This window comes from Micromonospora noduli (genome assembly GCF_003264475.1).
Classification (GTDB): Bacteria; Actinomycetota; Actinomycetes; order Mycobacteriales; family Micromonosporaceae; genus Micromonospora; species Micromonospora noduli.
Genome location: NZ_PYAC01000011.1, coordinates 1 through 24,475 on the forward strand (window position 1 = coordinate 1; position 24,475 = coordinate 24,475).

Genomic DNA, 24,475 nt, shown 5'->3' on the forward strand with positions numbered 1-24,475 from the left:
GCGCCGCCCCCGCGCGCCGCCTCGCAGCGCAAGATCGCGCAACATCCTGGATGTAGTGGCATCCCGGCTCGTCGTGGCCACTACATCCTGGATCGAGCGTGACCTTGACGGTCGAGAGCGTCCCAAAAGCCGCTCCCGGTCAATCGGCACAGTGTTCGTCGTCAAGATCCGCGCAATATCAGGGATGTTGCTGTCTCTCCTCAGCCGGAGGCAGCAACATTCGGGAAGTTGCGCAGATCTTGGCCTGTGGCCTGTGGCCTGTGCCGTGGGGCGTGGGGCCTGTGCCGGGGGGCGTGGAGGTCGGGCGTGGGCGTGGGGCGTGGAGGTCGCAGAACGTGCGGCCGCAGGCGCGAGGTCGCGGCTGCAGGGCGTGAGGCATGGGCGTGAGGCCGCACGGCGCGAGGGTCGGGGCGCGAGGGGTGGGTGCGGGGACCGGGGGATGGGCCTGGGGTGTGGGGCCTGGGCCACGGCGAGGGGCGAGGGGCGGGGTGCGGGGTGCGGAGGGCGTGTCCCGTGGGGCTGGTGGGAAGGGCGCCGGTTAGGGTGTCGAACACACGTACTGCTGACGGCTGGGGAGGGGGCGGCGTGCGCGTGCTCGGTGTGGACCCGGGGTTGACCCGGTGTGGGGTGGGCGTGGTCGAGGGTGTGCCCGGCCGGCCCTGCACCCTGGTCGCCTACTACGTGGTCTACACCGACCCGGCCGACGACCTGGCGCTGCGCCTGTTGCACCTGGACCGGTCGCTGAACAAGCTGGTCGCCGAGCATCAACCGGAGAGCGTTGCTGTCGAGCGGGTGTTCAGCCAGCACAACGTTCGTACCGTGATGGGCACCGCGCAGGCCAGCGGCATCGCCGTGCTGGCCGGGGCGCGGGCCGGGCTGCCGGTGCAGACGTACACCCCGAGCGAGGTGAAGGCCGCCGTGACCGGGTCCGGTCAGGCCGACAAGGCGCAGATGACCGCCATGGTGACCCGGCTGTTGCGGCTGGCCGAGCCGCCGAAGCCGGCGGACGCCGCCGACGCGCTGGCCCTGGCCATCTGCCACGTGTGGCGCGGCGGGACCCGCTCCAAGCTGGCCGCCGCGGCTGACCGGGCACGACGAGGAGGAGCACGATGATCGCCAGCGTGCGCGGCACGGTGACCGCGACGGGTCCGGACCAGGCCGTGATCGAGGTCGGCGGGGTCGGGCTCGCCGTGCACTGCGCCCCGGGGACCCTCGCGGAGCTGCGGGTCGGCCAGGTCGCCCGGCTCGCCACCAGCTTGATCGTGCGGGAAGACTCGCTGACCCTCTACGGCTTCGCCGACGACGACGCCAAGTCGCTGTTCGAGCTGCTCCAGACCGCCAGTGGGGTCGGCCCGCGGCTGGCCCAGGCGGTGCTGGCGGTGCACACCCCGGACGCGGTTCGCAAGGCGATCGCCAACGCCGACACGGCCGCCCTGACCCGCGTACCCGGGATCGGCAAGAAGGGCGCGGAACGTCTGGTGCTGGAGCTACGTGACCGGATCGGCCCGGTGCCGATCGGCGCCGACGGGGTGGCCGGGGTGACCCGCGGCAGCTGGCCCGACCAGGTCCGCCAGGCGCTGGTGGGGCTGGGCTGGACGGCCGGGCAGGCCGATCAGGCGGTGGCCGCGGTGGCGGAGTCGATCGAGGGTGAGACCCCGCCGGTGCCGGTCCTGCTCAAGCAGGCAATCCGACTGCTCGGTCGTACCCGATGACCGCCCGGCCGCAACGGGCGGCGGCACGATGAGCGCGAATAGTGAGCCGGGTTTGCGAGCCCCGCAGTCGCGAATGAAGAGGGCACGATGAGCGAGACCGAGGGGCTCGTCTCGGCGTACGTCAGTGACGCCGATCGGGACGCGGAGGCCACGGTACGGCCGAGGCGGCTGGCCGAGTTCATCGCCCAGGACCGGGTACGCGACCAGCTCGACCTGTTGTTGCAGGGCGCCATGCGGCGGGGGTCGCCGCCGGATCACATCCTGCTCTCCGGCCCACCCGGGTTGGGTAAGACGAGTCTGGCCAACATCGTCGCCGCCGAGCTGGGCGCGGGCATCCGGGTGACCAGCGGCCCGGCGATCGAGCGTTCCGGTGATCTGGCGGCGATCCTGACCAGCCTCGCCGAGGGCGACGTGCTCTTCATCGACGAGATCCATCGGATCGCGCGGCCGGCCGAGGAGCTGCTCTACAGCGCGATGGAGGACTTCCGGGTCGACGTGGTGGTGGGCAAGGGGCCGGGGGCGACGGCGATCCCGCTGGACGTCGAGCCGTTCACCCTGGTTGGCGCGACGACCCGCTCGGGCCTGTTGACCGGGCCGATGCGGGACCGGTTCGGCTTCGTCGCGCACCTCGACTTCTACGCCCCTGCGGATCTGGAGACGTTGCTGCACCGTTCGGCGCGGATCCTGGGGGTGCCGATCACGCCGGAGGGCGCGACCGAGATCGCCGGTCGGTCCCGGGGCACGCCGCGGATCGCCAACCGGCTGCTGCGCCGGGTCCGCGACTACGCCGAGGTCCGGGCGGACGGGGTGGTCGATCTCGACACCGCCCGTGCGGCCCTGATCGTGTACGACGTGGACGCGCTCGGCCTGGACCGGCTGGACCGGGCGGTGTTGACCGCGTTGGTCGACTCGTTCCGGGGCGGCCCGGTCGGGTTGTCCACCCTCGCCGTGGCGGTGGGGGAGCAGCCGGACACGGTCGAGGAGGTCTGCGAGCCGTTCCTGGTGCGGGCTGGACTCTTGGCCCGTACGCCCAGGGGGCGGGTGGCGACCGAGGCCGCCTGGCGGCATCTGGGGCGCACACCGCCGAATGGTACATTTGGTATGGATAGTCCACCTGTGCCCGACTTGTTCTCCTTGGATGTCGATCAGCCGTGATGTGAACGTGATCTGTGCCGCATTCGGCGTTCTCAGGTGCAGGGTTTAGACTTCGCCGCGGTCTGTACAGGACGTGAGAATCCGCCTCCGCTCCGGCACCCACGGTGCCGGGGAGGTGGCCAATGGGAAGGTCAGTAACCGTGCATTTGGCAGCACCGGGTGGCGGGGCCGGCAGTTTCACGCCGATCCTGATGATCGCCCTGCTCTTTGGCGTCATGTACTTCATGATGATCCGGCCCCAGCAGAAGCGCCGCAAAGAGGCGGAGGCGATGCAGTCCAACCTCGGCCCCGGCGACGAGGTCGTGACCATCGGTGGGCTCTACGGCACGGTCACCGGCATCGAGGACGACACCGTCCTGATCGAGGTCGCCCCCGGCGTGCAGACCCGCTACGCCCGCCCGGCCATCGCGCGGGTGGTCACTCGCGCGGAGCTGCCGAGCGAGCCGGTCACCGAGGACGCGGACACCGTCAAGGAGTGACCCCCCGGGGAGCGGCGAGTCCGGCGTACGGCCGGTCGGCCGGCTTCCGGGTCGTCGCGCCCGAACGGGGCAGCGGGCGAGACGTGAAAACTGGATAGTTGGGTCGACGCCGGGCGTCGGCACGTTCCCGTGACCGTCGGCGTTTCGCGCCGGGGTGCCCGGTCCTCGTGTCGGCACTCCGTCGGCTCAAGGCAGACCCGTCGGGCGGGACCCCCGGCCCGACACCGCCGCCGCTGTGACAGCGGCGCGACCGTACAGGGAGACAGGACAGCCGTGGCACCACCTCAGGGACAGATGCGCCCCGGGCGGCAGCTCGCCGTGCTCGGGTTCATCTTCGTGGTCCTCTATCTTTTGGTGTTCTTCGCCGGCGCCAGCGGCAGCTGGAAGGACCGGCTCGAGCCCAAGCTCGGCCTGGACCTCATCGGCGGCACGCGGGTGACGCTGGAGGCGACCAACAGCGTCGACGGCAAGCCCCCGACGGCGGAGAACCTCGAGGAGGCCCGCGAGATCATCGAGAGCCGGGTCAACGCGTTCGGCGTGGCCGAGGCCGAGGTGGTCACCGAGGGCAACCGCAACATCGTCATCTCCCTGCCCGGTGAGAACCGGAACCTCGACGACGTGGGCGAAGCGGCTGAGCTGCGCTTCCGCAAGGTGCTCAAGGCCGCCTCCGGCAGCGGGGTGGCCGAGGCGCCGCCCGCCGCCACGCCGGCCCCGTCCGGTAGCGCCGCCCCGACCGGCAGCGCGACCCCGACCGGCGCCGCGACCCCGACCGGCAGCGCCTCGCCGAAGGTGACCTCGTCGCCCAGCGGCGGTCAGGGCGGAATGGCCCCGGCGTCGCCCAGCGCCACGCCGACTCCCTCCGCGTCCGCCACGGCCTCGCCGAGCGCCGCCGCGCCCAGCGCCAGCGCCGAGCCGGTGCCGGCCAATGTCGAGCAGCAGCGCAAGGTCGTCGAGCAGAAGGTCGGTGCCGCCGCGTGGCAGGCCGCCAACGGGTTGCAGGCCCCGGCCGATCTGACCGCCGACCCGTCGCTGGCCGAGAAGCTCAAGCCGTTCGGCACGCTGTCTCCGCAGGAGGTAGCGGTGCTGCCGGCGCAGATGCAGTTCAACGTGCCGACGATCAGCTGCGCGCAGCTCGACCAGCGCCCCCCGGCGTCGATCTCCGACCCGAAGCAGCAGGTGGTCTCCTGCGAGGACGGCGCGTCGAAGTACCTGCTCGACCAGGCCAAGGTCGAGGGCACCGACGTGTCCGACGCCGACGCGGTGCTCGACCAGACCAACGCCTGGGTGGTCAGCCTGGACTTCACCGGCGACGGCCAGGGCAAGTGGACCTCGCTGACCCGTGAGGCGTTCAACAACGAGGGCCAGGCCTGCGACGCGACTGCGCTGGGCCAGGACGGCAAGTGCCGGGTGGCCGTCGTGCTGGACAACAAGATCGTCTCCTCCCCGGAGATCCAGGGCGTGCTGACCGGCAACTCCCAGATCACCGGCACCTTCACCCAGAAGGACGCCAGCACCCTCGCCGGTCAGCTCCGCTACGGTGCGCTGCCGGTTACCTTCGAGCAGCAGGAGGCGCAGAACGTCACCGCCACGCTGGGCGCCAGCCACCTGCGCGCCGGTCTGCTCGCGGCGGGCATCGGCATGCTGCTGGTCATCATCTACGCGTTCTTCTACTACCGGCTGCTCGGCTCGGTGATCTTCCTGAGCCTCATCCTCTCCGCGCTGCTGGTCTTCGGCGCGCTGGTGGTGCTCGGCCGGCAGATCGGCTTCACGCTCACCCTCGCCGGCATCGCCGGAATGATCGTCTCGCTCGGTGTGGCGGCGGACTCGTTCGTCATTTATTTCGAACGACTGAAGGACGAGATCCGGGAGGGGCGCAGCCCGCGTAGCGCGGTGCCCCGCGCCTGGATCCGGGCCCGTCGGACGATCATCTCGGCCAACGCGATCACCCTGCTCTCCGCAGTGGTGCTCTACGTGGTCTCGGTCGGCACGGTCAAGGGCTTCGCGTTCGCGCTCGGCCTGGCCACGGTGCTGGACCTGGTCGTGGTGTTCCTCTTCCGGCACCCGATCATGACGATGTTCGCCCGGACCCGGGCGTTCCTGTCCCCGCGGGTCAGCGGTCTGGGCCGGGCACTCCCGGCCCGCAACCAGCCGACTCAGCCCCGCAACCCGCGCGCCAAGGAGGCCTGAGATGGCTGAAAACGGTCTGGCGAGCCGCCTCTACAACGGCGAGGCCGGTCTCAACATCGTCGGCCGGCGCAGGCTCTGGTTCGGCGTCGCCGGGGTCCTGGTCCTGATCGCGATCCTCAGCTTCTCGATCCGTGGGTTCAGCCTGGGCATCGAGTTCGCCGGCGGTAACTCGTTCCAGGTGCCGGCCAGCGTCGGCACCCTGGAAGACGCCGAGCGGGAGGTCAACTCGGCCCTCGCCGCCGAGAACACCGGCGTCACGGTGGCCACCACGCAGAAGGTCGGCGGTCCGGGGGGCGACTCCTACGAGCTGCGCACGCCGCAGCTCACCGCCGAGCAGGCGACCGCGGTCAAGGCCCAGATCGCCGAGGACCTCGGCATCAACGTCGACCAGATCAGCGACAACCAGGTCAGTGAGGCCTGGGGCAGCCAGGTGACCGAGCGGGCCCTGCTCGGTCTGGTCATCTTCATCGCGCTGGTGATGGTCTACCTGATCCTGCGCTTCGAGTGGCGGATGGCCGTCGCCGCGGTCGCCTCGCTGATCACGAACCTGATCCTCACCGCCGGCATCTACTCGCTGGTCGGCTTCGAGGTCACCCCGTCGACGATCATCGGCTTCCTCACCATTCTGGGCTTCGCGCTCTACGACGTGGTGGTGGTCTTCGACAAGGTCCAGGAGAACACCCGGGGCATCACGGCCAACAACAACCAGACGTACGCCGAGGCGTCCAACCTGGCCATCAACCAGAGCCTGATGCGGTCGTTGAACACCTCGGTGGTCGCCCTGCTGCCGGTCGGCGGTCTGCTCTTCATCGGTGCCGGCCTGCTCGGCGCCGGCACGCTGAAGGACCTCGGTCTGGTGCTGTTCGTCGGTATGGCGGTGGCGTTCCTGACCTCCATCCTGGTGGCCACCCCGCTGCTGGCGCTGTTGAAGAACTACGACCCGCGGATCCAGGCGCACAACAAGCGCGTCCTGACCCGGCGGGGCGCGGTCGGCCGCGGCGAGGTCACCGGTAAGGGTGCTGCCGCGAGCCCGGTGACCCAGGCCGACGCGACCGACGAGCCGGTCGACCCGGACGCCGCCGCGCTGGCCGGTGCCGCCCCCAAGGTGGGCGCTCGGCCGGCGGGCAAGCGGCCCACCGGTGCCCGGGGCGGTCGCCCGGGTGGCGGCGGCAACCGGCCGGGTGGCGCCAAGCGGCGCTGACCCGACAGGAAACACCCGAACGGCGTCCGGCATGCTGTTGCCGGACGCCGTTCGTCGTTGAAGGAGAGCGAAACAGCCGTGACGGAGACCCACAGCACCGCAGCGCGCGGGGACAGTGGCCCGGAGGTCGCCCGACTGGTCGCCAGTCGGGTGCTGGACGTGCCCGACTTTCCCAAGCCCGGCGTCATGTTCAAGGACCTGATGCCACTGTTCGCCGACGGCAAGGTCTTCCGTGAGGTGATCGACGGGATCGTCGAGTACCACGGGCGGGACGCCTTCGACGTGGTGGTCGGCATCGAGGCGCGCGGGTTCGTCGTCGCGGCGGCCATCGCGTACGCGACCGGCGTGGGTGTGGTGCCGGTGCGCAAGGCCGGCAAGCTGCCCCGCCCGGCGCACTCGGTGTCCTACGAGTTGGAGTACGGCGAGGCCACCCTCGAAGTGCACGAGGACGCCTTCACCGCCGGGCACCGGGTGCTGGTGGTCGACGACGTGCTGGCCACCGGTGGCACCGCCGAGGCGACGCTGGACCTGGTCGAGCGGGCCGGCGGCACCGTCACCGGCTTCACCGTGCTGCTGGAGCTCGGCTTCCTGGGTGGGCGTGAGCGACTGACGCCGCGTCCCGTCCACGCCCTGTTGACTGTTTGAACCGGTCCATACTCCGCTGACCGTTTGATCCCAGACCTGTCGGATGGACCCGGCGCCGACCGTCCGGCGGAGCGGCAGGGGACCGTCCGTGCGGGTAGCATTGCCCTTTGCTGACGCCGGCGGTACCCCGTCCGGCGAGCGAGACCAGGTCGGCCGATCTTCGGCCGGCGTGTTTCCGGCGAGCGGTGAGGAGGCCGGTGTCCCACGATGTCGTCCCTCCGGCGGAGGGCACGGTGCACCCGACAGGCGACGCTGACGGCTCGGTGACCGACCGGACAGGCGACGCGCCGGCCCGGGTGACGGGCACCGGCAACGGCTCCGGCAGGGCTCCCGGCGAGAGCGCGGTGCGTCCGACCAGCGGCCCGCCGAGCGCCGAGGCGCCTCCCGGCGCCGATGGTGTCGTGGTGCCGTTCCCGACCGACGCCGGCAACGACCCGTCGCCCAGTGGTGGCTTCGGGTTGTCCAACGCGCCCACCGGCCGGCGGGTCCGGGCCCGGCTGGCCCGGTTCAACGCGCCCTGGCAGACCTCTCAGGTCAGCGAGGTGCTGGAGCCGCTCATCGCCAGCCACCGGGACAACCACCCCAAGGCGGACGCCCGGCTGCTCCAGCGCGCCTTCGACACGGCCGCGCGGTGGCACTCCGGGCAGTACCGCAAGTCCGGTGACCCCTACATCACCCACCCGCTCGCGGTGGCGACGATCCTCGGCAACCTGGGGATGGACACCACCACGCTGGTCGCCGCGCTGCTGCACGACACCATCGAGGACACCGAGTACACCCTCGACCAGATGCGCGCCGACTTCGGTGGCGAGGTCGCCCTGCTGGTCGACGGCGTCACCAAGCTCGACAAGGTCAAGCTGGGCGACGCGGCCAAGGCCGAGACGATCCGCAAGATGGTCGTGGCCATGGCCAAGGACCCGCGGGTGCTGGTGATCAAGCTGGCCGACCGGCTGCACAACATGCGGACCCTGACCTTCCTGCCCCGCCCCAAGCAGGAGCAGAAGGCCAAGGAGACGCTGGAGATCCTGGCGCCGCTGGCGCACCGGCTCGGTATGAACACGATCAAGTGGGAGCTGGAGGATCTGTCCTTCGGCACTCTCTTCCCGAAGCGCTACGAGGAGATCAACCGGCTGATCGGGGAGCACCAGCCGCAGCGCGAGGCGCTGCTGCGGCAGGTGACGCAGAAGGTGCAGACCGACCTGAAGGCCGCCAAGATCAAGGCGGAGACCACCGGGCGGCCGAAGCACCTCTACTCGATCTACCAGAAGATGATCGTGCGGGGTCGTGACTTCAACGACATCTACGACCTGGTGGGTGTGCGGATCCTGGTCGACACGGTTCGGGACTGCTACGCGGCGCTGGGGGTCATCCACGCCAACTGGCAGCCGGTGCCGGGCCGGTTCAAGGACTACATCGCAATGCCCAAGTTCAACATGTACCAGTCGTTGCACACGACGGTCATCGGGCCCACCGGCAAGCCGGTGGAGATGCAGATCCGCACGTACGCGATGCACCGCACCGCGGAGTTCGGCATCGCCGCGCACTGGAAGTACAAGGAGCACAAGGGCACTCAGATCGTCGGCCCGCCGGCGCACATCGACGAGATGACCTGGCTGCGGCAGTTGCTCGACTGGCAGCGTGAGGCGGCCGACCCGAGCGAGTTCCTGGACGCGCTGCGCTTCGACCTGTCCAGCCAGGAGGTGTACGTCTTCACCCCGAAGGGTGACGTCATCCCGCTGCCGACCGGGTCGACACCTGTGGACTTCGCGTACGCGGTGCACACCGAGGTGGGGCACAAGTGCATCGGGGCGCGGGTCAACGGCAAGCTGGTGCCGCTGGAGTCGACGCTGTCCAACGGCGACGTGATCGAGATCTTCACGTCGAAGTCCGAGACGGCCGGCCCGACGCAGGACTGGCTGGGCTTCGTCAAGAGCCCGCGCGCCCGCACGAAGATCCGGCAGTACTTCAACAAGGAGCGGCGCGAGGAGGCGATCGAGGCCGGCAAGGACGCGATCGTCAAGGCGATGCGCAAGCAGGGCATGCCCCTGCAGCGGATGCTCACCTCCGACGCGCTCATGTCGATCGCCCGGGACCTGCACCTGGCCGACGTGGCCTCGCTCTACGCGGCGGTCGGCGACAGCCAGGTCTCCGCGCAGTCGGTGGTGCAGAAACTGATGGCCGCGTACGGCGGCGAGGAGGGCGCGGCGGAGGACATCGCCGAGACCGCCGTCGCCACCCGGCCTCCGCGCAGCCGGCAGAGCAGTAGCGACCCGGGCGTGGTGGTCCGGGGCGTCAGCGACGTCTGGATCAAGCTGGCCCGCTGCTGCACACCGGTCCCACCGGACTCGGTGTTCGGCTTCGTCACCCGCTCCGGCGGGGTGAGCGTGCACCGCGACGACTGCGCCAACGCCGAGGACCTGCGCGCGCAGAGCGAGCGGGTCGTCGAGGTGAGCTGGAAGCTCACCTCCGCGTCGACGTTCCTGGTCGCCATACAGGTCGAGGCTCTGGACCGGCACAAGCTGCTGGCCGACGTCACCCGGGTGCTCTCCGACGAGCGGGTCAACATCCTCTCCGCCACCGTCACCACCACCCGCGACCGGGTGGCGGTGAGCCGGTTCAGCTTCGAGATGGCCGACCCGAAGCACCTGGGCCACCTGCTGGCAACGGTCCGCAAGGTCGACGGCGTCTTCGACGCCTACCGGGTCACCTCCGGGGCCTGACGCCCACCGGCTCGGTTCCGCGGCTCGACGCGTACCCCGAGAACACGACAGCGCCCGCCGGCTCAGCCGGCGGGCGCTTCGTCGTGCGCGCGGGGGTCAGCCCTGCGGGTTGCTCATCGTGAGGTCCTTGATGATGAGCTCCTTCTTCGGGTGCCCACCACCGGGCTGCGGGGCGAAGGCACCGTCGTCGCCGGCCTTGGCCACGTCCTTGACGATGTCCAGACCGCCGGTGACGGTGCCGAGCACCGTGTACGTCGCGTCCAGCGGCGAGTCGCCGTAGACGATGAAGAACTGGCTGCCGGTGCTGCCCGGCTGGCCGGAGTTGGCCATCGCGATGACACCCTCCGGGTACGGCGGGCGCTTGTCGGTGGGCAGGTTCTCCTCGGGCAGGCGGTAGCTCGGGCCGCCCTGGCCGTCGGTGGGGCGCCAGCCGTTGCCGGTGGCGCTGGGGTCACCGCACTGCAACACCTTGATGCCCTCGGTCACCATCCGGTGGCACTTGGTGTTGTCGAAGAAGTTCTTCTCCGCGAGGTGGGTGAAGCTGCCCGCCGTGCACGGCACCAGCGACCGGTCAACCTTCGCGGTGATCGGGCCGAGGTTGGTGTCGAGCGTCATGGTCTGGACGCCCTTGGCGGACTGCTGGTTGCTCGGCACCCCCACGTCCTTGATCTGCGGGGGCCGCTGCTCGGTGGGCAGCGCGGTGTACGCGCACTCGGCCGCGCCCGCCGCCGGCGCGGCGGTGTCGCTCTTGTTGTCGTCGTCGCCGCCGAGGCTCACCGCCAGCCAGACGGTGCCGGCGACCACGAGCACCAGCGCGGCAGCCGCGCTGACGATCGCCGTCGTCTGCCGGCGCTTGCGGGCCTTGGCCGCGCGCTCGGCCATCTCCTTCTCGAGCCGGGCGCGTGCCGCCGCGCGCTGCCGCTCTCTGGTGGACGTCACGCCTGGATCCTCCTGGCTGTCTGCTGCTGGGTGCCGCTTGGGTGGGTGGTGGCGCCCGGTCAGCCGGCGCTCGGGCTGCTGGCCGGGGTGCCGGAGGCCGAGGGAGCCGGTGCCGCACCGGTGACCGGCTCACCGACCGTGAGGCTCTGGATCGTCACATCGGTGCTGGGCTTGACCTTCGCCCCGGTCCCATTGTCCACGGTCGGGAGGGCGCCGATCTTCTCCACCACGTCCAGCCCGCCGGTCACCCGGCCGATGACCGGGTACTTCGGGTCGGCGGTGGTGAAGTCCTTGAAGAAGATCAGGAACTGGCTGCCGTTGCTGCCCGGCGGGTTGGAGACCATGGTCACCGTGCCCTTCGGGTACGTCGGCGGCTGGCCGGGGGCCGGACTGGCCGACGGCGACGCCGACGGCACGGTCGGCAACTCCTCGTCGTAGAACGAGTAGGTCGGCCCACCAAGACCCGTGCCGCTGGGGTCGCCGCAGCGCAGCGCGCCCTCGGCGGTGATCTCGTGGCACTTGGTGTTGTCGTAGAACGACCGGCTCGCCAGGTGGGCGATGCTCGCGGCCGCGCACGGGGAGTTGGTCAGGTTCAGTTCCGCGGTGATCGGCGCGCCCTGGTTGGTGGTCACGGTCATCGCCCGGGTGCCGTCGGTGGGCAGATCCTTGGTGGCCGGCGTGCCGACGTCCTTGAGGTTGGTGTTGGCCGTCGCGTCCTGCGGCGTCCAGAGGCAGGTCTCCTCCGCGGCCGTGTTCTGCTTCGGGTCGGAGTCGAACGCCCCGAGCGCCCAGGCTGAGCCGGCCACGACCAACACGAGGATCAGAGCGGCGCCAACTCCGGCCTGGATCTGCCGTCGGCGCCGCGTCGAGGCGGCCCGGCGAGCCAACTGCCGGTCGAGCTTGGCCCGCGCCAGTTTGCGCTGCCGGTCCCTGCTGGAAGCCACCCGTGCTCCCCTTTCCTCTACCTGGTCGTCGCCGGCGGCCGGTCGCCCCGGCCCGTCCGGGCGTCACGTGTGCCGCGCCACACGCCCGCCAGAGTGTACGGCTAGTGACTGGGAATGTGGTGTACGAGGTCCACCCCGTGCCGAGCAGCGCTTATCGGAGGTTGTCACTGTGCCCTACGGGGCGCGTGGGACGGACGCGGCAAACTCGCTCGGCCCGCCCGATAGGCTGCTGTGCAGGACGACAGCTGCTCGACGGAAAGGACAGTGCCCGTGCTCGTGGCCGGCTTTCCCGCGGACGCCTTCGGCACCAACTGCTACGTGGTTGCCACCGCGCCGGGGGAGCAGTGCGTGGTGGTCGACCCCGGCATCGGGGTGCTCGACCAGCTCGACGCGCTGCTCGCCGAGCACCGCCTGCATCCGGCCGCCGTGCTGCTCACCCACGGACACCTCGACCACACCTTCTCGGTCGCGCCGGTCTGCGGCGCGCGCGGCATCACCGCGTACGTGCACCCCGGTGACCGGGAGATGCTGGCCGACCCGTCCAAGGGCCTCTCGACCGACCTGACGTCGCTCTTCGGCGGCCGGCTGAGCTACACCGAGCCGGACGACGTGGCGGAGTTGACCGACGGCGCCACCCTCACGCTCGCCGGCCTGGAGATCGCCGTCGACCATGCCCCGGGCCATACCGGCGGGTCGGTGCTGTTCCGGCTGCCGGGCGCCGGGTCGAGTTGGGAGGCTGACGAGCTGTGCCTCTCCGGTGACGTCCTCTTCGCCGGGTCGATCGGCCGCACCGACCTGCCGGGCGGGAGCATGCCAGCCATGCTCACCAGCCTGCGCGACAAGATTCTTCCGCTGGCCGACGACACCGTCGTGCTGCCCGGTCACGGCCCCAGCACCACCATCGGCCGCGAGCGCGCCAGCAACCCGTACCTCATCGAGGTGGCTGGCACGTCGCCGGCCGCCCCCACCCGGGGCCTCTAGATCTTCTGTCCGCGCCGCGCGCGGACCCACGACACCACCGCGCCACCGGTGCGGAACCGCAAGGAGTACGCCGATGAGCAAGCCCACGCCCATCTCCGGCTTCCCGGAGTGGACCCCCGGCCAGCGGATGATCGAGCAGTTCGTGCTCGACAAGATCCGGGCCACCTTCGAGCTGTACGGCTTCGCGCCGCTGGAGACCCGCGCCGTGGAGCCGCTGGACCAGCTGCTGCGCAAGGGCGAGACCTCGAAGGAGGTCTACGTGATCCGGCGGCTGCACGCCGACGCCGAGGGTGCCGGTGGTGACGACCAGCTCGGCCTGCACTTCGACCTGACCGTGCCGTTCGCCCGGTACGTGCTGGAGAACGCCGGCAAGCTGAGCTTCCCGTTCCGCCGCTACCAGATCCAGAAGGTGTGGCGGGGCGAGCGGCCGCAGGAGGGCCGCTACCGGGAGTTCGTCCAGGCCGACATCGACATCGTCGACCGGGACACCCTCGCCGCGCACCACGAGGCGGAGATGCCGCTGGTCATCGGGGACGCGCTGCGCTCGTTGCCGATCCCACCGGTGACGATCCAGGTCAACAACCGCAAGATCTGCGAGGGTTTCTACCGGGGCATCGGGCTGACCGACCCGGAGGCGGCGCTGCGCGCCGTGGACAAGCTCGACAAGATCGGCCCGGCGAAGGTGGCCGAGCTGCTGGCCCAGACCGCCGGGGCGAGCGAGGCGCAGGCCAAGGCGTGCCTGGCGTTGGCCGAGATCTCCGCCCCGGACGCCTCGTTCGCCGACGCCGTCCGGGCGCTCGGGGTGAGTGACCCGCTGCTCGACGAGGGCATCGAGGAGCTGGTCCGGGTGGTGGACACCGCCGCCGAGCACTCGCCCGGCCTCTGCGTGGCGGACCTGCGCATCGCCCGTGGACTGGATTACTACACGGGCACCGTCTACGAGACCCAGCTGCGCGGCTACGAGCGCTTCGGTTCGATCTGCTCCGGCGGCCGGTACGACAACCTGGCCAGCGCCGGCACCGTCTCGTACCCGGGGGTGGGGATCTCGATCGGGGTGACCCGGCTGCTCGGTCTGCTCTTCGGCGCGGGGGAGCTGTCGGTCTCGCGGGAGGTGCCGACAGCTGTGCTCGTCGCGGTGACCAGCGAGGAGCAACGTACGGCCAGCAACCGGGTGGCCGAGGCGCTGCGGCGGCGCGGGGTGCCGACCGAGGTGTCGCCGAGCGCGGCGAAGTTCGGCAAGCAGATCCGCTACGCCGAGCGGCGGGGCATCCCGTACGTCTGGTTCCCCGGTGCCGAGGGAGCGCCGGACGAGGTGAAGGACATCCGCTCGGGTGAGCAGGTCACGGCCGGTGCGGGGGAGTGGATGCCACCCCTGGCGGACGTCAAGCCCACTGTCGGTTGAGTGTCCCCACTGGCGCTGACGGCCGCGGGGACCTACGGTAGCGTAAGTTACGCCACCGTAGGGAGTTTCTCGTGACCGTCAGCACCACAGTGAGCCAGACCGCGCTGCTCGTCGAGTTGGAGCCGGTTGTCGCACGCAACCTGGACCGCCACCTCTCGCTCGCCAAGGAGTGGTTCCCGCACGAGTACGTGCCGTGGAGCGAAGGGCGGACCTTCGACGGGCCGCTCGGCGGCGAGGCGTGGTCACCGACCGACTCCACCATCCCGGACGTGGCCCGCACGGCGCTGATCGTGAACCTGTTGACCGAGGACAACCTGCCCTCGTACCACCACGAGATCGCCACCCTGTTCGGTCGCGACGGCGCGTGGGGCACCTGGGTGCACCGGTGGACCGCCGAGGAGGGGCGGCACGGCGTCGCGATCCGCGACTACCTGACCGTCAGCCGGGCGGTCGACCCGGTGGCGTTGGAGCGGGCCCGGATGACGCACATGTCGGAGGGCTACACCAACGCCCACGGCGACGAGGTGCTGCACTCGCTGGCGTACGTCTCGTTCCAGGAGCTGGCCACCCGGATCTCGCACCGCAACACCGGCAAGGCCACCGGCGACCCCACCTGCGAGGCGCTGCTGGCCCGGGTGGCCGCCGACGAGAACCTGCACATGGTCTTCTACCGCAACCTGCTCGCGGCCGCGTTCGAGCTGGCTCCGAGTCAGGCCATGCGGGCCGTCGCCGACGTGGTGGCCGACTTCCAGATGCCGGGCAGCGGCATCGACGGATTCGCCCGCAAGTCGGTGGCGATCGCCCTGGCCGGCATCTACGACCTGCGCCAGCACCGCGACGAGGTGCTGCAGCCGGTCCTGCGTCAGTGGGACGTTTTCAACGTGACCGGCCTCAACGCCGACGGCGAGGCCGCCCGCGAGCAGCTCGCCGCCCAGCTGGAGAACCTGGACCGCGCCGCGAGCCGCTTCGAGGAGAAGCGCGACGCCCGAGCCGCCCGCCTAGCCCTCCGCTAGAACCCCCCCACCCCCCACCCCACCCCCCTTGCTCGCGTTGATCAAGAGGTTTCGGTCACCGGAGGCCGGTTTCCTGACGCAAACCCCTTGATCACCGCAGCGAGGGCGGGGGTGGGGGAGGAAGTGGAGTCGGGGTTAGGGGAGGGGGAGGATCAGGCAGGTGCTGGTGGCGTGGGCTATCAGGCGGTCGGTGGCGTCGGTGATGCGGGCCTCGGCCAGGGCCGTACGGCGGCCGCGTTGCAGCACCGTCCCCTCGCACCGCAGGGTGCCGCTGTCGACGGTGACCGGGCGGAGGAACTTCACGTTGAGATCCAGCGAGGTGTAGCCAACGCCGGCGGGCAGCGTGGTGTGCACGGCGCACCCGGCGGCCGTGTCCAGCAGGGTCGAGAGCACGCCACCGTGGACGCTGCCGAGCGGGTTGTAGTGGAACTCCTGTGGAGTCAGTTCGACGACGACCCGGCCCTCGTCGGCTTCCATCCGGGTCATGTCGAGAAGGTGCATCACCGGCGGCGCGGCCAACTCGCCGGCGATCATCGCCCGGAGCATGTCCAGGCCGCTGCGTCGACCGACCTGGGCGGCGTTGACCGACGGGTCCGCCCAGGTGAAGGTACGGCTGCGCACTGGTTCCTGCGTCTGCGTCATGGACGCAGCCTGGCAGCAGGTTGCTGAGTCTGTCAACGAGATCTAGCCTAACCGGATGCGACCCGCGGCTCTAAACTGGTCAGTGGAGAACTGCACCATCGCCCGCGCGATGGAGGTCCTCGGTGAGCGGTGGACCCTGGTGGTGCTCCGCGAGGTGTTCACCGGCGTACGCCGCTTCGACGACATGCGGGTACGCACCGGCATTCCGCGTCAGGTGCTGACCAACCGGCTCGCCAGCCTGGTGGAACAGGGCGTGCTGAGTCGCGAGCCGTACCGGGAGCCCGGCAGTCGGCTGCGCCACGAGTACCGGCTCACGGAGAAGGGCCTGGATCTGTGGCCGGTGCTGGTCGCCGTCCTCGGTTGGGGCGACCGGTACCTCGCCGACGCGGAGGGCCCACCGCTCAGTGTCACGCACCGCGACTGTGGCGCCGAGGTGCGCGCCGAACTGCGCTGCGCCGACGGACACGACGTGGGTCGGCCCCGCGACGTGGTGCCCAGCCCGGGCCCCGGCGCCCGTCGCCGTACCCCCTGACCCGAGCCCGCCGCACCCCCGGACGTCCGTTGCCCGCCGCACCCTGACGCCCCGTCGCCCGCCCGACGCCCGGCGCGGGAAGGCATCGATGATCGTGCACGCCGAATGTGGATTGGATGTCGGTTGGGTGTGACGCTGGCTGTTCACCAGCGTGTCAGGGGTGTTGCGGCCATGTGGCCAACCGAGATCGGTGAATCCGGGCGAATTCAAGCCTTGTTAATGATCTTAAGTATGTGAATACTTCAGTCTCAGCCGGCCGGTTTCCCCAGATCGGCCGCGTTGCCCTCGGGTCAGCCGCCCCCGGCAGACCCGCTCCCCCGCCCAGGAGGTTTGTTACATGCGACCCACGAGGTCCTCATTCCGCGTTGCGGCCACAGTCGCCGTTTCCGGAACCCTGGTCGTCGGCTCGCTCATCGGCGCGCCCGCCCAGGCCGCTCCTGCCGCGTCGCCCGACGCCGCCGCCGCGATCTCCGCGGAACTCGGCGACCGCTCCGCCGGCTCGTACATCGACGCCAGCGGCAAATCCGTCGTCACGGTGACCGACGCGGCCGCCGCCAGCAAGGCGAGCAAGGCCGGCGCCGTCGTCCGCTACGTCACCCGCGGCGCCGCCGAGCTCAACCGGGCCACGGCCGAGCTGGAGCGCTCCGCCAAGATCCCGGGCACCGCCTGGTGGAGTGACCCGGTCACCAACCAGGTCGTCGTCTCCGTCGACAGCACCGTCACCGGGGCCAAGCTGGAGCGGGTCAAGGCCGCCGCCGCGCGGGCCAACGGCGCGGTCCGGGTCGAGGCCGAGGCGGGCGTGCTGAGCACCCGGATCTCCGGCGGCCAGGCCATCTACGCCGGCGGGGGCGGGCGCTGCTCGCTCGGCTTCAACGTGCGCAGTGGCAGCACCTACTACTTCCTGACGGCCGGGCACTGCACGAACATCTCGGCCAGCTGGTACTCGAACTCCGCCCAGACCTCGCTGCTCGGTTCCCGTACCGGCACCAGCTTCCCGGGCAACGACTACGGCATCGTGCGGCACAACAACTCGGCCAACGCCGCCGGCAACGTCTCCCTCTACAACGGCAGCTTCCGGGACATCACCGGTGCCGGCAACGCCTCCGTCGGCCAGTCGGTGCAGCGCTCCGGCAGCACCACCGGCCTGCGCAGCGGCTCGGTGAACGCGACCAACGCCACTGTGAACTACGCCGAGGGCTCGGTCTCCGGTCTGATCCGCACCAACGTCTGCGCCGAGCCGGGCGACAGCGGCGGCTCGCTGTTCGCCGGCGGCACCGCCCTGGGTCTGACCTCCGGTGGTAGCGGCAACTGCCGCACCGGTGGCACGACCTTCTTCCAGCCGGTCACCGAGGCGCTCAGCCGCTACGGCGTCAGCGTCTTCTGATCCACGCACCGCTCGCGGGCCGCCGGAACCTTCCGGCGGCCCGCGTCGCGTTGACGGCCACCGGACCCGCCGTCACCGGGCGACGACTCACGGCAGTCGGTCGGGGCGCCCGGGAGTGGGCCCGCTCGGTGGTCCGAGGGGATCCGGGGGTACGACTCCGATCGTCGGCAGGTCAGGGCCGACGCGTACGGTGCCGCCGGTCGACCAGGCGAGGTGCGCCCGCCGGGCGGAGAGGACCGCCAGCAGCGGCCAGAGGGAGACCGCCACCGCCGTCACCCGCTCGGCCAGCCCGGTGCGGGACCCACTGGTCACCTCGAACGCGCACCAGCCGAAGAGCGCGAGCAGCACGAGCGTGGTGCTCAGCCCCACCGCCCGGCGGAACGCCCAGGGCGGCTCCGGTCGAGTGGGGTGCTCGGTGTCGTGACCGCGCGGCAGCCGCAGTGCCGAGCCGGCCGGCCAGAGCACCAGGGCGAGGACGGCCACCGTCGCCGCGACCCCGTGGCTGAGCGAACCGCCGACCGGCGGCCGGGGAAAGGCGACCAGCGCGATGGTGGCCACACCACCGATCGCGAGCAGGAAGCGGCTGGGCAGCCCGGCCGCGTGCAGGACGGCGGCGACCGACAGGTAACAGCAGCCGAGCAGCACCAGGGCCACCACCATGATCCAGGCGTCGGTGGCGTCCTGTCCGGCCAGCTCGCTGATGGTGTCCCGGACCGGGTCGTACCCGACGGGCTGTCGGGCCTGCGCCACCGTCCAACCGGCCACCAGCAGCACGGGCGCCGCCGCCGCCGTGGCGACGGCCCAGTTCGGTACGGGCCGCATTTCGCCACGTTAACCGGTGCGGCTGCCGGGGGAGTCGGGTTCGCCGGTCCACCCCACCAGCGAATCGTGCCGGCCTGCCGGGTGCCCGGAGGCGGGGCTGCCACCCCTGACAGAATGCGGGTGAGGACTGTTCCACGATGAGGAGTTGCCAGCCGTGATCCGTACCCACAATGCCGGAAGCCTGCGCGCCGCGGACGCCGGCTCGACGGTGACGCTCGCCGGCTGGGTGGCCCGCCGCCGCGACCACGGCGGGGTCATCTTCGTCGACCTGCGCGATGGTTCCGGTGTTGTCCAGGTGGTGTTCCGCGAGGAAGATGCGCACGCGCTGCGCAACGAGTTCTGCGTGAAGGTCGTCGGCGAGGTGACCCGCCGCCCAGCCGGCAACGAGAACCCGGAGCTGCCCACCGGCGAGGTCGAGGTGACCGTCGTCGAGCTGGAGGTGCTCTCCGAGGCGGCGCCGCTGCCGCTGCCGGTGGACGACCAGATCGAGGCCGGCGACGACATTCGACTCCGGTACCGCTACCTGGACCTGCGCCGCAGCGGCCCGGCGAACGCGCTGCGGCTGCGCTCGCGCGCCAGCCAGCTCGCCCGGGGTGTGCTGCACGAGCGGGACTTCCTGGAGATCGAGACGCCGACGCTGACCCGCTCGACGCCGGAGGGCGCCCGCGACTTCCTGGTGCCGGTGCGGCTCCAGCCCGGCAGCTGGTACGCGCTGCCGCAGTCGCCGCAGCTGTTCAAGCAGCTGCTGATGGTCGGTGGCATGGAGCGGTACTACCAGATCGCCCGCTGCTACCGCGATGAGGACTTCCGCGCCGACCGGCAGCCGGAGTTCACCCAGCTCGACATCGAGATGTCGTTCGTCACCGAGGACGACGTGATCGACCTCGGCGAGGCGATCGTCTCGACGCTGTGGAAGAACCTGGCCGGGCATGAGATCACCGGACCGATCCCGCGGATCACCTGGCACGACGCGATGGCCCGGTACGGCTCGGACAAGCCGGACCTGCGCTACGGCGTCGAGCTGACCGAGCTGACCGAGTACCTGCGCGGCACCGAGTTCCGGGTCTTCGCCGGGGCGATCGACGCGGGCGGCTACGTCGGCGCGGTCGTGATGCCGGGAGGCGCGGCGCAGAGCCGCAAGGAGCTGGACGGCTGGCAGGACTGGGCGAAGGCGCGTGGCGCGCGCGGCCTGGCGTACGTGGTGCTGGACGCCGAGACCGGCGACGCGCGCGGCCCGGTGGCGAAGAACCTCTCCGCCGAGCACCTGGGCGGGCTCGCCGACGCGGTCGGCGCCAAGCCGGGTGACGCGGTCTTCTTCGCCGCGAGCGCCACCACCCGGGAGGCGCAGGAGCTGCTCGGGGCGGCCCGGGTCGAGATCGCCAAGCGGTCCGGCCTGATCGACGAGAGCGCCTGGGCGTTCTGCTGGGTGGTCGACGCGCCGATGTTCGAGCGCACGGACGAGGGTGGTTGGACGGCAGTGCACCACCCGTTCACCTCGCCGAACGCGGAGTGGGTCGACCGGTTCGAGGAGGCTCCGGACCGGGCCCTGGCGTACGCGTACGACATCGTCTGCAACGGCAACGAGATCGGCGGCGGGTCGATCCGTATCCACCGGGGTGACGTGCAGAAGCGGGTTTTCGACCTGCTCGGCATCACTCCCGAGGAGGCGCAGGACAAGTTCGGCTTCCTGCTGGAGGCGTTCAAGTACGGCGCGCCGCCGCACGGCGGTATCGCCTTCGGCTGGGACCGGGTCTGCATGCTGCTCGCCGGCGCGGACTCCATCCGTGAGGTCATCGCCTTCCCGAAGACCCGGGGTGGTTTCGACCCGCTGACCAGTGCACCCACCCCGATCACCGCCCAGCAGCGCACCGAGGCCGGCATCGACGCCAAGCCCAAGCCCGCCGCAACGGCCCACACCGGAACGGCCGGCCCCGCAGCCCCGGTAGCAGACCCGGTCTGACCCCCCCGCTCCTGCTTGGTTGATCAAGAGGTTTGCGTCATCATCGCCCCGCGAGATGACGCAAACCTCTTGATCGTCAGTGGGGGAGTGGGCTGGGATGCGGGTGCTTGTTGTCGGGGGTAGTGGGTTACTCGGGCGGTCGGTCTGTCGGCGGGGCGTCAGCGCCGGGTGGTCGATGGTCGGGACGTTTCACTCCGGTGAGATCGATGTGCCGGGAGTCGCGGCACGGCGGCTGGACGTGACCGACCGGTCCGCCGTGCGTGCGCTGGTCGCCGAGGTGCGGCCGGACGCCGTGGTCGGGACCCCCTATCGGTACGGGGACTGGGCGGTCACCGCCGACGGGGCAGCGCACGTGGCGCTCGCCGCCGCCGAGGTGGGTGCCCGGCTGGTGCACGTGTCCAGCGACGCGCTGCACGCCGGACGACCCGTGCCGTACACCGACGACGAACCACCCACGCCGGTGCACGCGTACGGTGCCGCGAAGGCGGCGGCCGAGACCGCCGTACGGGCGATCGACCCGGGCGCTGCACTGGTGCGGACCTCCCTGATCGTGGGGGAGGGGAGTAAGCAGATCCAGCTCTGCCGGGACGCGCTCGCCGGCCGGGCCACCCTGTTCAGCGACGAACTGCGCTGCCCGATCGACGTGACTGACCTGGCCGACGCCGTGCTGGAGTTGGCCGCCTCGACGTACTCCGGTCTGCTCAACGTGGCGGGCCCGGACGCGGTCAGCCGGGCCGAGCTGGGCCTGCTGGTCGCCGAGCGGTACGGCCTGGCCGCGGCGGGGTTGAGGACCACCACCAGCGCAACCAGCGGCCTGGTCCGTCCCCTGGACGTACGCCTCGACTCCGCGCGCGCCGCCGCCCTGCTACGCACCCGGCTGCGCGGGGTACGCGAACTCCTCGCCAGCTGAGCGGCACATGCACACTTCCCATGCATAACTCTTGTGCATAGGAAGTGTGCAGAGATAGTGTGCAGTCATGGAGACCCCCCCGCCCGACGGCCGCACCGAGCCACGGCGCGTCGATCTGGACGGCCGGCAGGTTCGCGTGCTGGCCCACCCACTGCGGATGCGGCTGCTCGGCTCGCTGCGCATCGACGGTCCGGCGACCGCGACGGCCCTCGCCGAGAAGTTGGGCACCAACACCGGCGCGACCAGCTACCACCTGCGGCAACTCGCCGAGGTGGGGCTCGTGGCCGAGGACCCCGACCGGGGCACCAGTCGGCAGCGCTGGTGGCAGGCAGCGCACGACATGAGTCACTTCGACCCCACCGACTTCGACGAAGACCCGGATACCCGCGCCGCCGTGCAGTGGATCCAAGCCGACCAGGTGCGGCTGATGGGTGAGCTGGCCGAGCGCTGGATGGCCGTCGAGCACCACCAGTCTCCGGCCTGGCGCGACGCCGCCGGGATGAGTGACCTGGTGCTGCCGCTCGACCCGGACCGGCTACGTGCTCTCAGCGACGACCTCTGGGCGGTGTTGATGCGTTACCGCGACGAAGCCGTGACCGACGCCCCGGACGTCAAACCCGTGCACGTGTTCCTGGCCGGTTTCCCGCGTCTGGACGAGCGCTGGTGAGCGCGAGGAGTGAGCCGGGTTTGCGAGCCCCGCAGTCGCGAACGGAGGTGTCGTCGTGAGCGCGCTGACCGTACGCCAGGTTCGGCGTCGTTACCTCACGCTCTACGGTCTGCGCTGGCTGCCCACGGGTCTGATGATCCCGGTGATGATCCTGCTGATGCAGGAGCGCGGCCTGTCGCTGCCGCAGATCGGCCTGGTCTCCACGGCGCAGGGGCTGCTGGTGCTGGCGCTGGAGTTGCCCACCGGCGGGTTCGCCGACGCCCTCGGCCGTCGACCGGTGCTGCTCGCCGCCGGGGTGCTGAACCTCGCCTCGCTGGCGCTGTTCGCGGTGGCCGACTCGTTCGTGCTGTTCTTCGTGGTCTGGGCTCTGCAGGGCATCTACCGGGCGTTGGACAGCGGCCCGTTGGAGTCCTGGTACGTCGACGCCACCCTGGCCGCCGACCCGGAGGCCGAGTACGAGCGCGGTCTCGGCTACGCCGGCACCGTCATCGGTGGGGCCATCGCCGGTGGCGCGCTGCTCAGCGGTGGTCTCATCGCGCTCGGTCCGATCGGGCCGGTCAGCGCGCTGACGGTGCCCGTGTTGGCCGCCATCGTCGCGCAGGCGTCGGCGCTCGTCGCGCTGGTCGTGCTGCTGGTCGAGGAGCGTCCGGCCACGGGGTTCGCGGCGCTCCGGGCCTCGGTGGTCCAGGCGCCCCGGATGATCGGCCAGGCCGTCGGCCTGCTGCGTCGTTCCCGGGTGCTGCTGGCGTTGGTGGCCGTCGAGCTGTTCTGGGGCTTCGGCATGGTCACCTTCGAGTCGCTGCTGCCGGTACGGCTCGCCGAGGTGATCGGCGACCCGGAACGCGCCGCGGCGCTGCTCGGGCCGGCGAACTCGGCCGCCTGGCTCGCCTCGGCCGCCGGCGCGGCACTGACCCCACTGCTGCTGCGCTGGTTCGGCGCCGCGCCGGGTGCGGCCCTGCTGCGCATCCTCCAGGGCGTGACGGTGGTCGGGATGGGGTTGTTCGCCGGGCCGGTCGGCGTGCTGGTGGCCTACCTGGCCTGCTACGCCGTGCACGGCGCGTCCAACCCGTTGCACAGTGGGCTGCTGCACCGGCAGGTCGACGGCCCGTACCGGACCAGCGTGCTTTCGCTGAACTCGATGATGGCGCAGCCGGCCGGCGCGCTCGGCGGGGTGGTGCTCACCGCGCTCGCCGCCGCCACCAGCGTCAGCACCGCGATGGTGGTCGGTGCTGTGGTGTTGGCCGTCGCCGCCCCGCTCTACCTGCCCGCCTGGCTGGCCGGGCGTCGGGCCGCCCCGGCCGTCGGGCCGACAGCGGTTCCGGTTTCCGCCGCGGACCGTTGAGGAGGGGGCCCCTTGTCCGCGAGGGGCCCCTTACTGCCGGTCAGGCGAGGCGGATCGAGCTGAGCGGGAGGGTGTTGGTGTAGCCGAGCCGACGGTAGAGCCGCCCCGCGGCGACATTGTGCGTGTAGACGCCGAGCCCAACCATGTCGTGGCGCGCCAGTAGCGCCCGGGTCATCCCCGCGGTCAGGGACGCGCCCAGCCCTCGACCTCGTTGGTCGGGGGCGACGGTCAGGCCGGCGAGGAAGCCGATGTCACCCTGGCTGCGGTCCGCGCCGCACGCCACCAACCGGTCGCCGGCCCGGATGCCGTACCAGTCGACCACCCGTGGGTCGCCCGGTCGGGAGGTACTGCTGGGGAACGACTCTTCGACCAGCGCCGCCAGCGCCGGCTGGTCGGCGTCGGTGAGGCGTACCACCGGCTGCTCGTCCGACTGCGCCGGCGGCACCGTGTCGGTCCAGTGGAAGTCCCAGTCGCTGTGCTCGGCCACCGCCAGCCGGTCGACCAGCCGACCGCGATCGTGTCGAGGCAGGTGCAGCCGCTGTCCGGGCTGGAGCATTCCGTCGGCGGCGAGCGCGACACAGATCTCCAGCGCCGGTTCGGCCGGGCCGATCGCGCAGCCAGCCGGTCCGTACTCCGGCGGCACCAACCACAGCACGGCGCCATCACGCTGGTACGCGCGCGCCGGCACGGCCCGCCCGAGCGCGTGCCGGGCGAACGGGTGATGGCCGACGGCGGCCAGGACGGCGCTCCGGTCCTGGAGCACCCGGTCGTGGATGATCATGCGGTCCAGCCTAGGAGCCGGCTGTTGATTGCCTCCGCCGGGCCCTGGCGGCGTGGC

Annotated in this window: 22 protein-coding genes; 17 read left to right on the plus strand and 5 right to left on the minus strand. The window is 71.2% G+C overall.

Annotated elements, in window-relative coordinates:
- Nucleotides 1-585: 585 nt before the first annotated feature.
- The 8 genes from ruvC to MED15_RS14215 all read left to right on the plus strand — a co-directional run bounded on the left by ruvC (nucleotide 586) and on the right by MED15_RS14215 (nucleotide 10,099).
- Complete coding sequence (gene ruvC / locus MED15_RS14180) at nucleotides 586-1,113, plus strand: crossover junction endodeoxyribonuclease RuvC (protein WP_112584546.1); 528 nt, start codon at nucleotides 586-588, stop codon at nucleotides 1,111-1,113.
- Nucleotides 1,110-1,712 (plus strand): Holliday junction branch migration protein RuvA, encoded by a 603-nt coding sequence (gene ruvA / locus MED15_RS14185; RefSeq protein ID WP_091401818.1) that lies wholly within the window; start codon nucleotides 1,110-1,112, stop codon nucleotides 1,710-1,712. Before ruvC ends, ruvA begins: the two co-directional genes overlap by 4 nt.
- An 87-nt stretch (nucleotides 1,713-1,799) precedes the next feature.
- Nucleotides 1,800-2,867, plus strand: coding sequence for a Holliday junction branch migration DNA helicase RuvB (ruvB, locus tag MED15_RS14190; RefSeq protein WP_112584547.1), 1,068 nt, complete (start codon nucleotides 1,800-1,802; stop codon nucleotides 2,865-2,867).
- Nucleotides 2,868-2,989: 122 nt separating this feature from the next.
- Nucleotides 2,990-3,346 (plus strand): preprotein translocase subunit YajC, encoded by a 357-nt coding sequence (gene yajC, locus MED15_RS14195; protein WP_112584548.1) that lies wholly within the window; start codon nucleotides 2,990-2,992, stop codon nucleotides 3,344-3,346.
- A 273-nt stretch (nucleotides 3,347-3,619) separates the two neighbouring features.
- On the plus strand, nucleotides 3,620-5,533 hold the full coding sequence (gene secD / locus MED15_RS14200; protein ID WP_181518593.1) for a protein translocase subunit SecD: 1,914 nt from the start codon (nucleotides 3,620-3,622) through the stop codon (nucleotides 5,531-5,533).
- Between the two features lies 1 nt (nucleotide 5,534).
- Nucleotides 5,535-6,734 (plus strand): protein translocase subunit SecF, encoded by a 1,200-nt coding sequence (gene secF, locus MED15_RS14205; protein ID WP_112735891.1) that lies wholly within the window; start codon nucleotides 5,535-5,537, stop codon nucleotides 6,732-6,734.
- 78 nt (nucleotides 6,735-6,812) lie between these two features.
- Nucleotides 6,813-7,379 (plus strand): adenine phosphoribosyltransferase, encoded by a 567-nt coding sequence (locus tag MED15_RS14210; RefSeq protein WP_112584551.1) that lies wholly within the window; start codon nucleotides 6,813-6,815, stop codon nucleotides 7,377-7,379.
- A gap of 197 nt (nucleotides 7,380-7,576) precedes the next feature.
- Nucleotides 7,577-10,099 (plus strand): RelA/SpoT family protein, encoded by a 2,523-nt coding sequence (locus MED15_RS14215; protein WP_112735893.1) that lies wholly within the window; start codon nucleotides 7,577-7,579, stop codon nucleotides 10,097-10,099.
- A 96-nt stretch (nucleotides 10,100-10,195) separates the two neighbouring features.
- On the opposite strand, the gene MED15_RS14220 is transcribed toward MED15_RS14215, so the two are convergent.
- A complete protein-coding gene (locus MED15_RS14220) occupies nucleotides 10,196-11,038 on the minus strand; it encodes a peptidylprolyl isomerase (protein ID WP_112584553.1) in 843 nt (280 codons plus the stop codon).
- A 59-nt stretch (nucleotides 11,039-11,097) separates the two neighbouring features.
- The gene (locus MED15_RS14225; protein ID WP_091401832.1) at nucleotides 11,098-11,982 is read right to left on the minus strand and encodes a peptidylprolyl isomerase; all 885 of its coding nucleotides are present in this window, start codon (nucleotides 11,980-11,982) and stop codon (nucleotides 11,098-11,100) included.
- A gap of 270 nt (nucleotides 11,983-12,252) precedes the next feature.
- Here MED15_RS14225 and MED15_RS14230 point away from each other — a divergent pair, with 270 nt between their 5' ends.
- From MED15_RS14230 to MED15_RS14240, 3 genes are all read left to right on the plus strand, one after another.
- Complete coding sequence (locus tag MED15_RS14230; protein ID WP_091401834.1) at nucleotides 12,253-12,963, plus strand: MBL fold metallo-hydrolase; 711 nt, start codon at nucleotides 12,253-12,255, stop codon at nucleotides 12,961-12,963.
- 73 nt (nucleotides 12,964-13,036) lie between these two features.
- Nucleotides 13,037-14,365, plus strand: a complete 1,329-nt coding sequence (gene hisS, locus MED15_RS14235) for a histidine--tRNA ligase (protein ID WP_112584554.1) — start codon at nucleotides 13,037-13,039, stop codon at nucleotides 14,363-14,365.
- 71 nt (nucleotides 14,366-14,436) lie between these two features.
- Nucleotides 14,437-15,378 (plus strand): acyl-ACP desaturase, encoded by a 942-nt coding sequence (locus MED15_RS14240; protein ID WP_181518646.1) that lies wholly within the window; start codon nucleotides 14,437-14,439, stop codon nucleotides 15,376-15,378.
- Nucleotides 15,379-15,513: 135 nt separating this feature from the next.
- On the opposite strand, the gene MED15_RS14245 is transcribed toward MED15_RS14240, so the two are convergent.
- Complete coding sequence (locus MED15_RS14245) at nucleotides 15,514-16,020, minus strand: PaaI family thioesterase (RefSeq protein ID WP_112584555.1); 507 nt, start codon at nucleotides 16,018-16,020, stop codon at nucleotides 15,514-15,516.
- Between the two features lie 55 nt (nucleotides 16,021-16,075).
- Between MED15_RS14245 and MED15_RS14250 the strand changes: the two genes are divergently transcribed.
- Entirely contained in the window at nucleotides 16,076-16,552 is a 477-nt protein-coding gene (locus MED15_RS14250; RefSeq protein WP_112735895.1) for a winged helix-turn-helix transcriptional regulator, read from the plus strand.
- A 337-nt stretch (nucleotides 16,553-16,889) separates the two neighbouring features.
- Nucleotides 16,890-17,936: a S1 family peptidase gene (locus tag MED15_RS14255; protein ID WP_112584557.1), complete on the plus strand. Its 1,047-nt coding sequence runs from the start codon at nucleotides 16,890-16,892 to the stop codon at nucleotides 17,934-17,936.
- An 87-nt stretch (nucleotides 17,937-18,023) separates the two neighbouring features.
- On the opposite strand, the gene MED15_RS14260 is transcribed toward MED15_RS14255, so the two are convergent.
- Nucleotides 18,024-18,758: a DUF998 domain-containing protein gene (locus MED15_RS14260; protein WP_091401843.1), complete on the minus strand. Its 735-nt coding sequence runs from the start codon at nucleotides 18,756-18,758 to the stop codon at nucleotides 18,024-18,026.
- Nucleotides 18,759-18,912: 154 nt separating this feature from the next.
- Here MED15_RS14260 and aspS point away from each other — a divergent pair, with 154 nt between their 5' ends.
- The 4 genes from aspS (at nucleotide 18,913) to MED15_RS14280 (ending at nucleotide 23,637) form a co-directional block, all read left to right on the plus strand.
- Nucleotides 18,913-20,718: an aspartate--tRNA ligase gene (gene aspS / locus MED15_RS14265; protein WP_112584558.1), complete on the plus strand. Its 1,806-nt coding sequence runs from the start codon at nucleotides 18,913-18,915 to the stop codon at nucleotides 20,716-20,718.
- A 97-nt stretch (nucleotides 20,719-20,815) separates the two neighbouring features.
- Nucleotides 20,816-21,628 (plus strand): SDR family oxidoreductase, encoded by an 813-nt coding sequence (locus MED15_RS14270; RefSeq protein WP_112735897.1) that lies wholly within the window; start codon nucleotides 20,816-20,818, stop codon nucleotides 21,626-21,628.
- Between the two features lie 67 nt (nucleotides 21,629-21,695).
- Entirely contained in the window at nucleotides 21,696-22,295 is a 600-nt protein-coding gene (locus tag MED15_RS14275) for a winged helix-turn-helix domain-containing protein (protein ID WP_112584560.1), read from the plus strand.
- A 55-nt stretch (nucleotides 22,296-22,350) separates the two neighbouring features.
- Complete coding sequence (locus MED15_RS14280; protein ID WP_112735899.1) at nucleotides 22,351-23,637, plus strand: MFS transporter; 1,287 nt, start codon at nucleotides 22,351-22,353, stop codon at nucleotides 23,635-23,637.
- A gap of 40 nt (nucleotides 23,638-23,677) precedes the next feature.
- Here the strand turns inward: MED15_RS14280 and MED15_RS14285 are convergent, their stop codons facing one another.
- Nucleotides 23,678-24,418 (minus strand): GNAT family N-acetyltransferase, encoded by a 741-nt coding sequence (locus tag MED15_RS14285; RefSeq protein WP_112584562.1) that lies wholly within the window; start codon nucleotides 24,416-24,418, stop codon nucleotides 23,678-23,680.
- Between the last annotated feature and the right edge of the window lie 57 nt (nucleotides 24,419-24,475).

Bases quoted from the DNA above. Each gene is read 5' to 3' on its own strand.
- ruvA (WP_091401818.1), top strand. From the start codon at position 1,110: ATGATCGCCAGCGTGCGCGGCACGGTGACCGCGACGGGTCCGGACCAG.
- ruvB (WP_112584547.1), top strand. From the start codon at position 1,800: ATGAGCGAGACCGAGGGGCTCGTCTCGGCGTACGTCAGTGACGCCGAT.
- yajC (WP_112584548.1), top strand. From the start codon at position 2,990: ATGGGAAGGTCAGTAACCGTGCATTTGGCAGCACCGGGTGGCGGGGCC.
- secF (WP_112735891.1), top strand. From the start codon at position 5,535: ATGGCTGAAAACGGTCTGGCGAGCCGCCTCTACAACGGCGAGGCCGGT.
- hisS (WP_112584554.1), top strand. From the start codon at position 13,037: ATGAGCAAGCCCACGCCCATCTCCGGCTTCCCGGAGTGGACCCCCGGC.
- MED15_RS14245 (WP_112584555.1), bottom strand. From the start codon at position 16,020: ATGACGCAGACGCAGGAACCAGTGCGCAGCCGTACCTTCACCTGGGCG.
- MED15_RS14250 (WP_112735895.1), top strand. From the start codon at position 16,076: ATGCGACCCGCGGCTCTAAACTGGTCAGTGGAGAACTGCACCATCGCC.
- MED15_RS14255 (WP_112584557.1), top strand. From the start codon at position 16,890: ATGCGACCCACGAGGTCCTCATTCCGCGTTGCGGCCACAGTCGCCGTT.
- MED15_RS14260 (WP_091401843.1), bottom strand. From the start codon at position 18,758: ATGCGGCCCGTACCGAACTGGGCCGTCGCCACGGCGGCGGCGGCGCCC.
- MED15_RS14270 (WP_112735897.1), top strand. From the start codon at position 20,816: ATGCGGGTGCTTGTTGTCGGGGGTAGTGGGTTACTCGGGCGGTCGGTC.
- MED15_RS14275 (WP_112584560.1), top strand. From the start codon at position 21,696: ATGGAGACCCCCCCGCCCGACGGCCGCACCGAGCCACGGCGCGTCGAT.
- MED15_RS14285 (WP_112584562.1), bottom strand. From the start codon at position 24,418: ATGATCATCCACGACCGGGTGCTCCAGGACCGGAGCGCCGTCCTGGCC.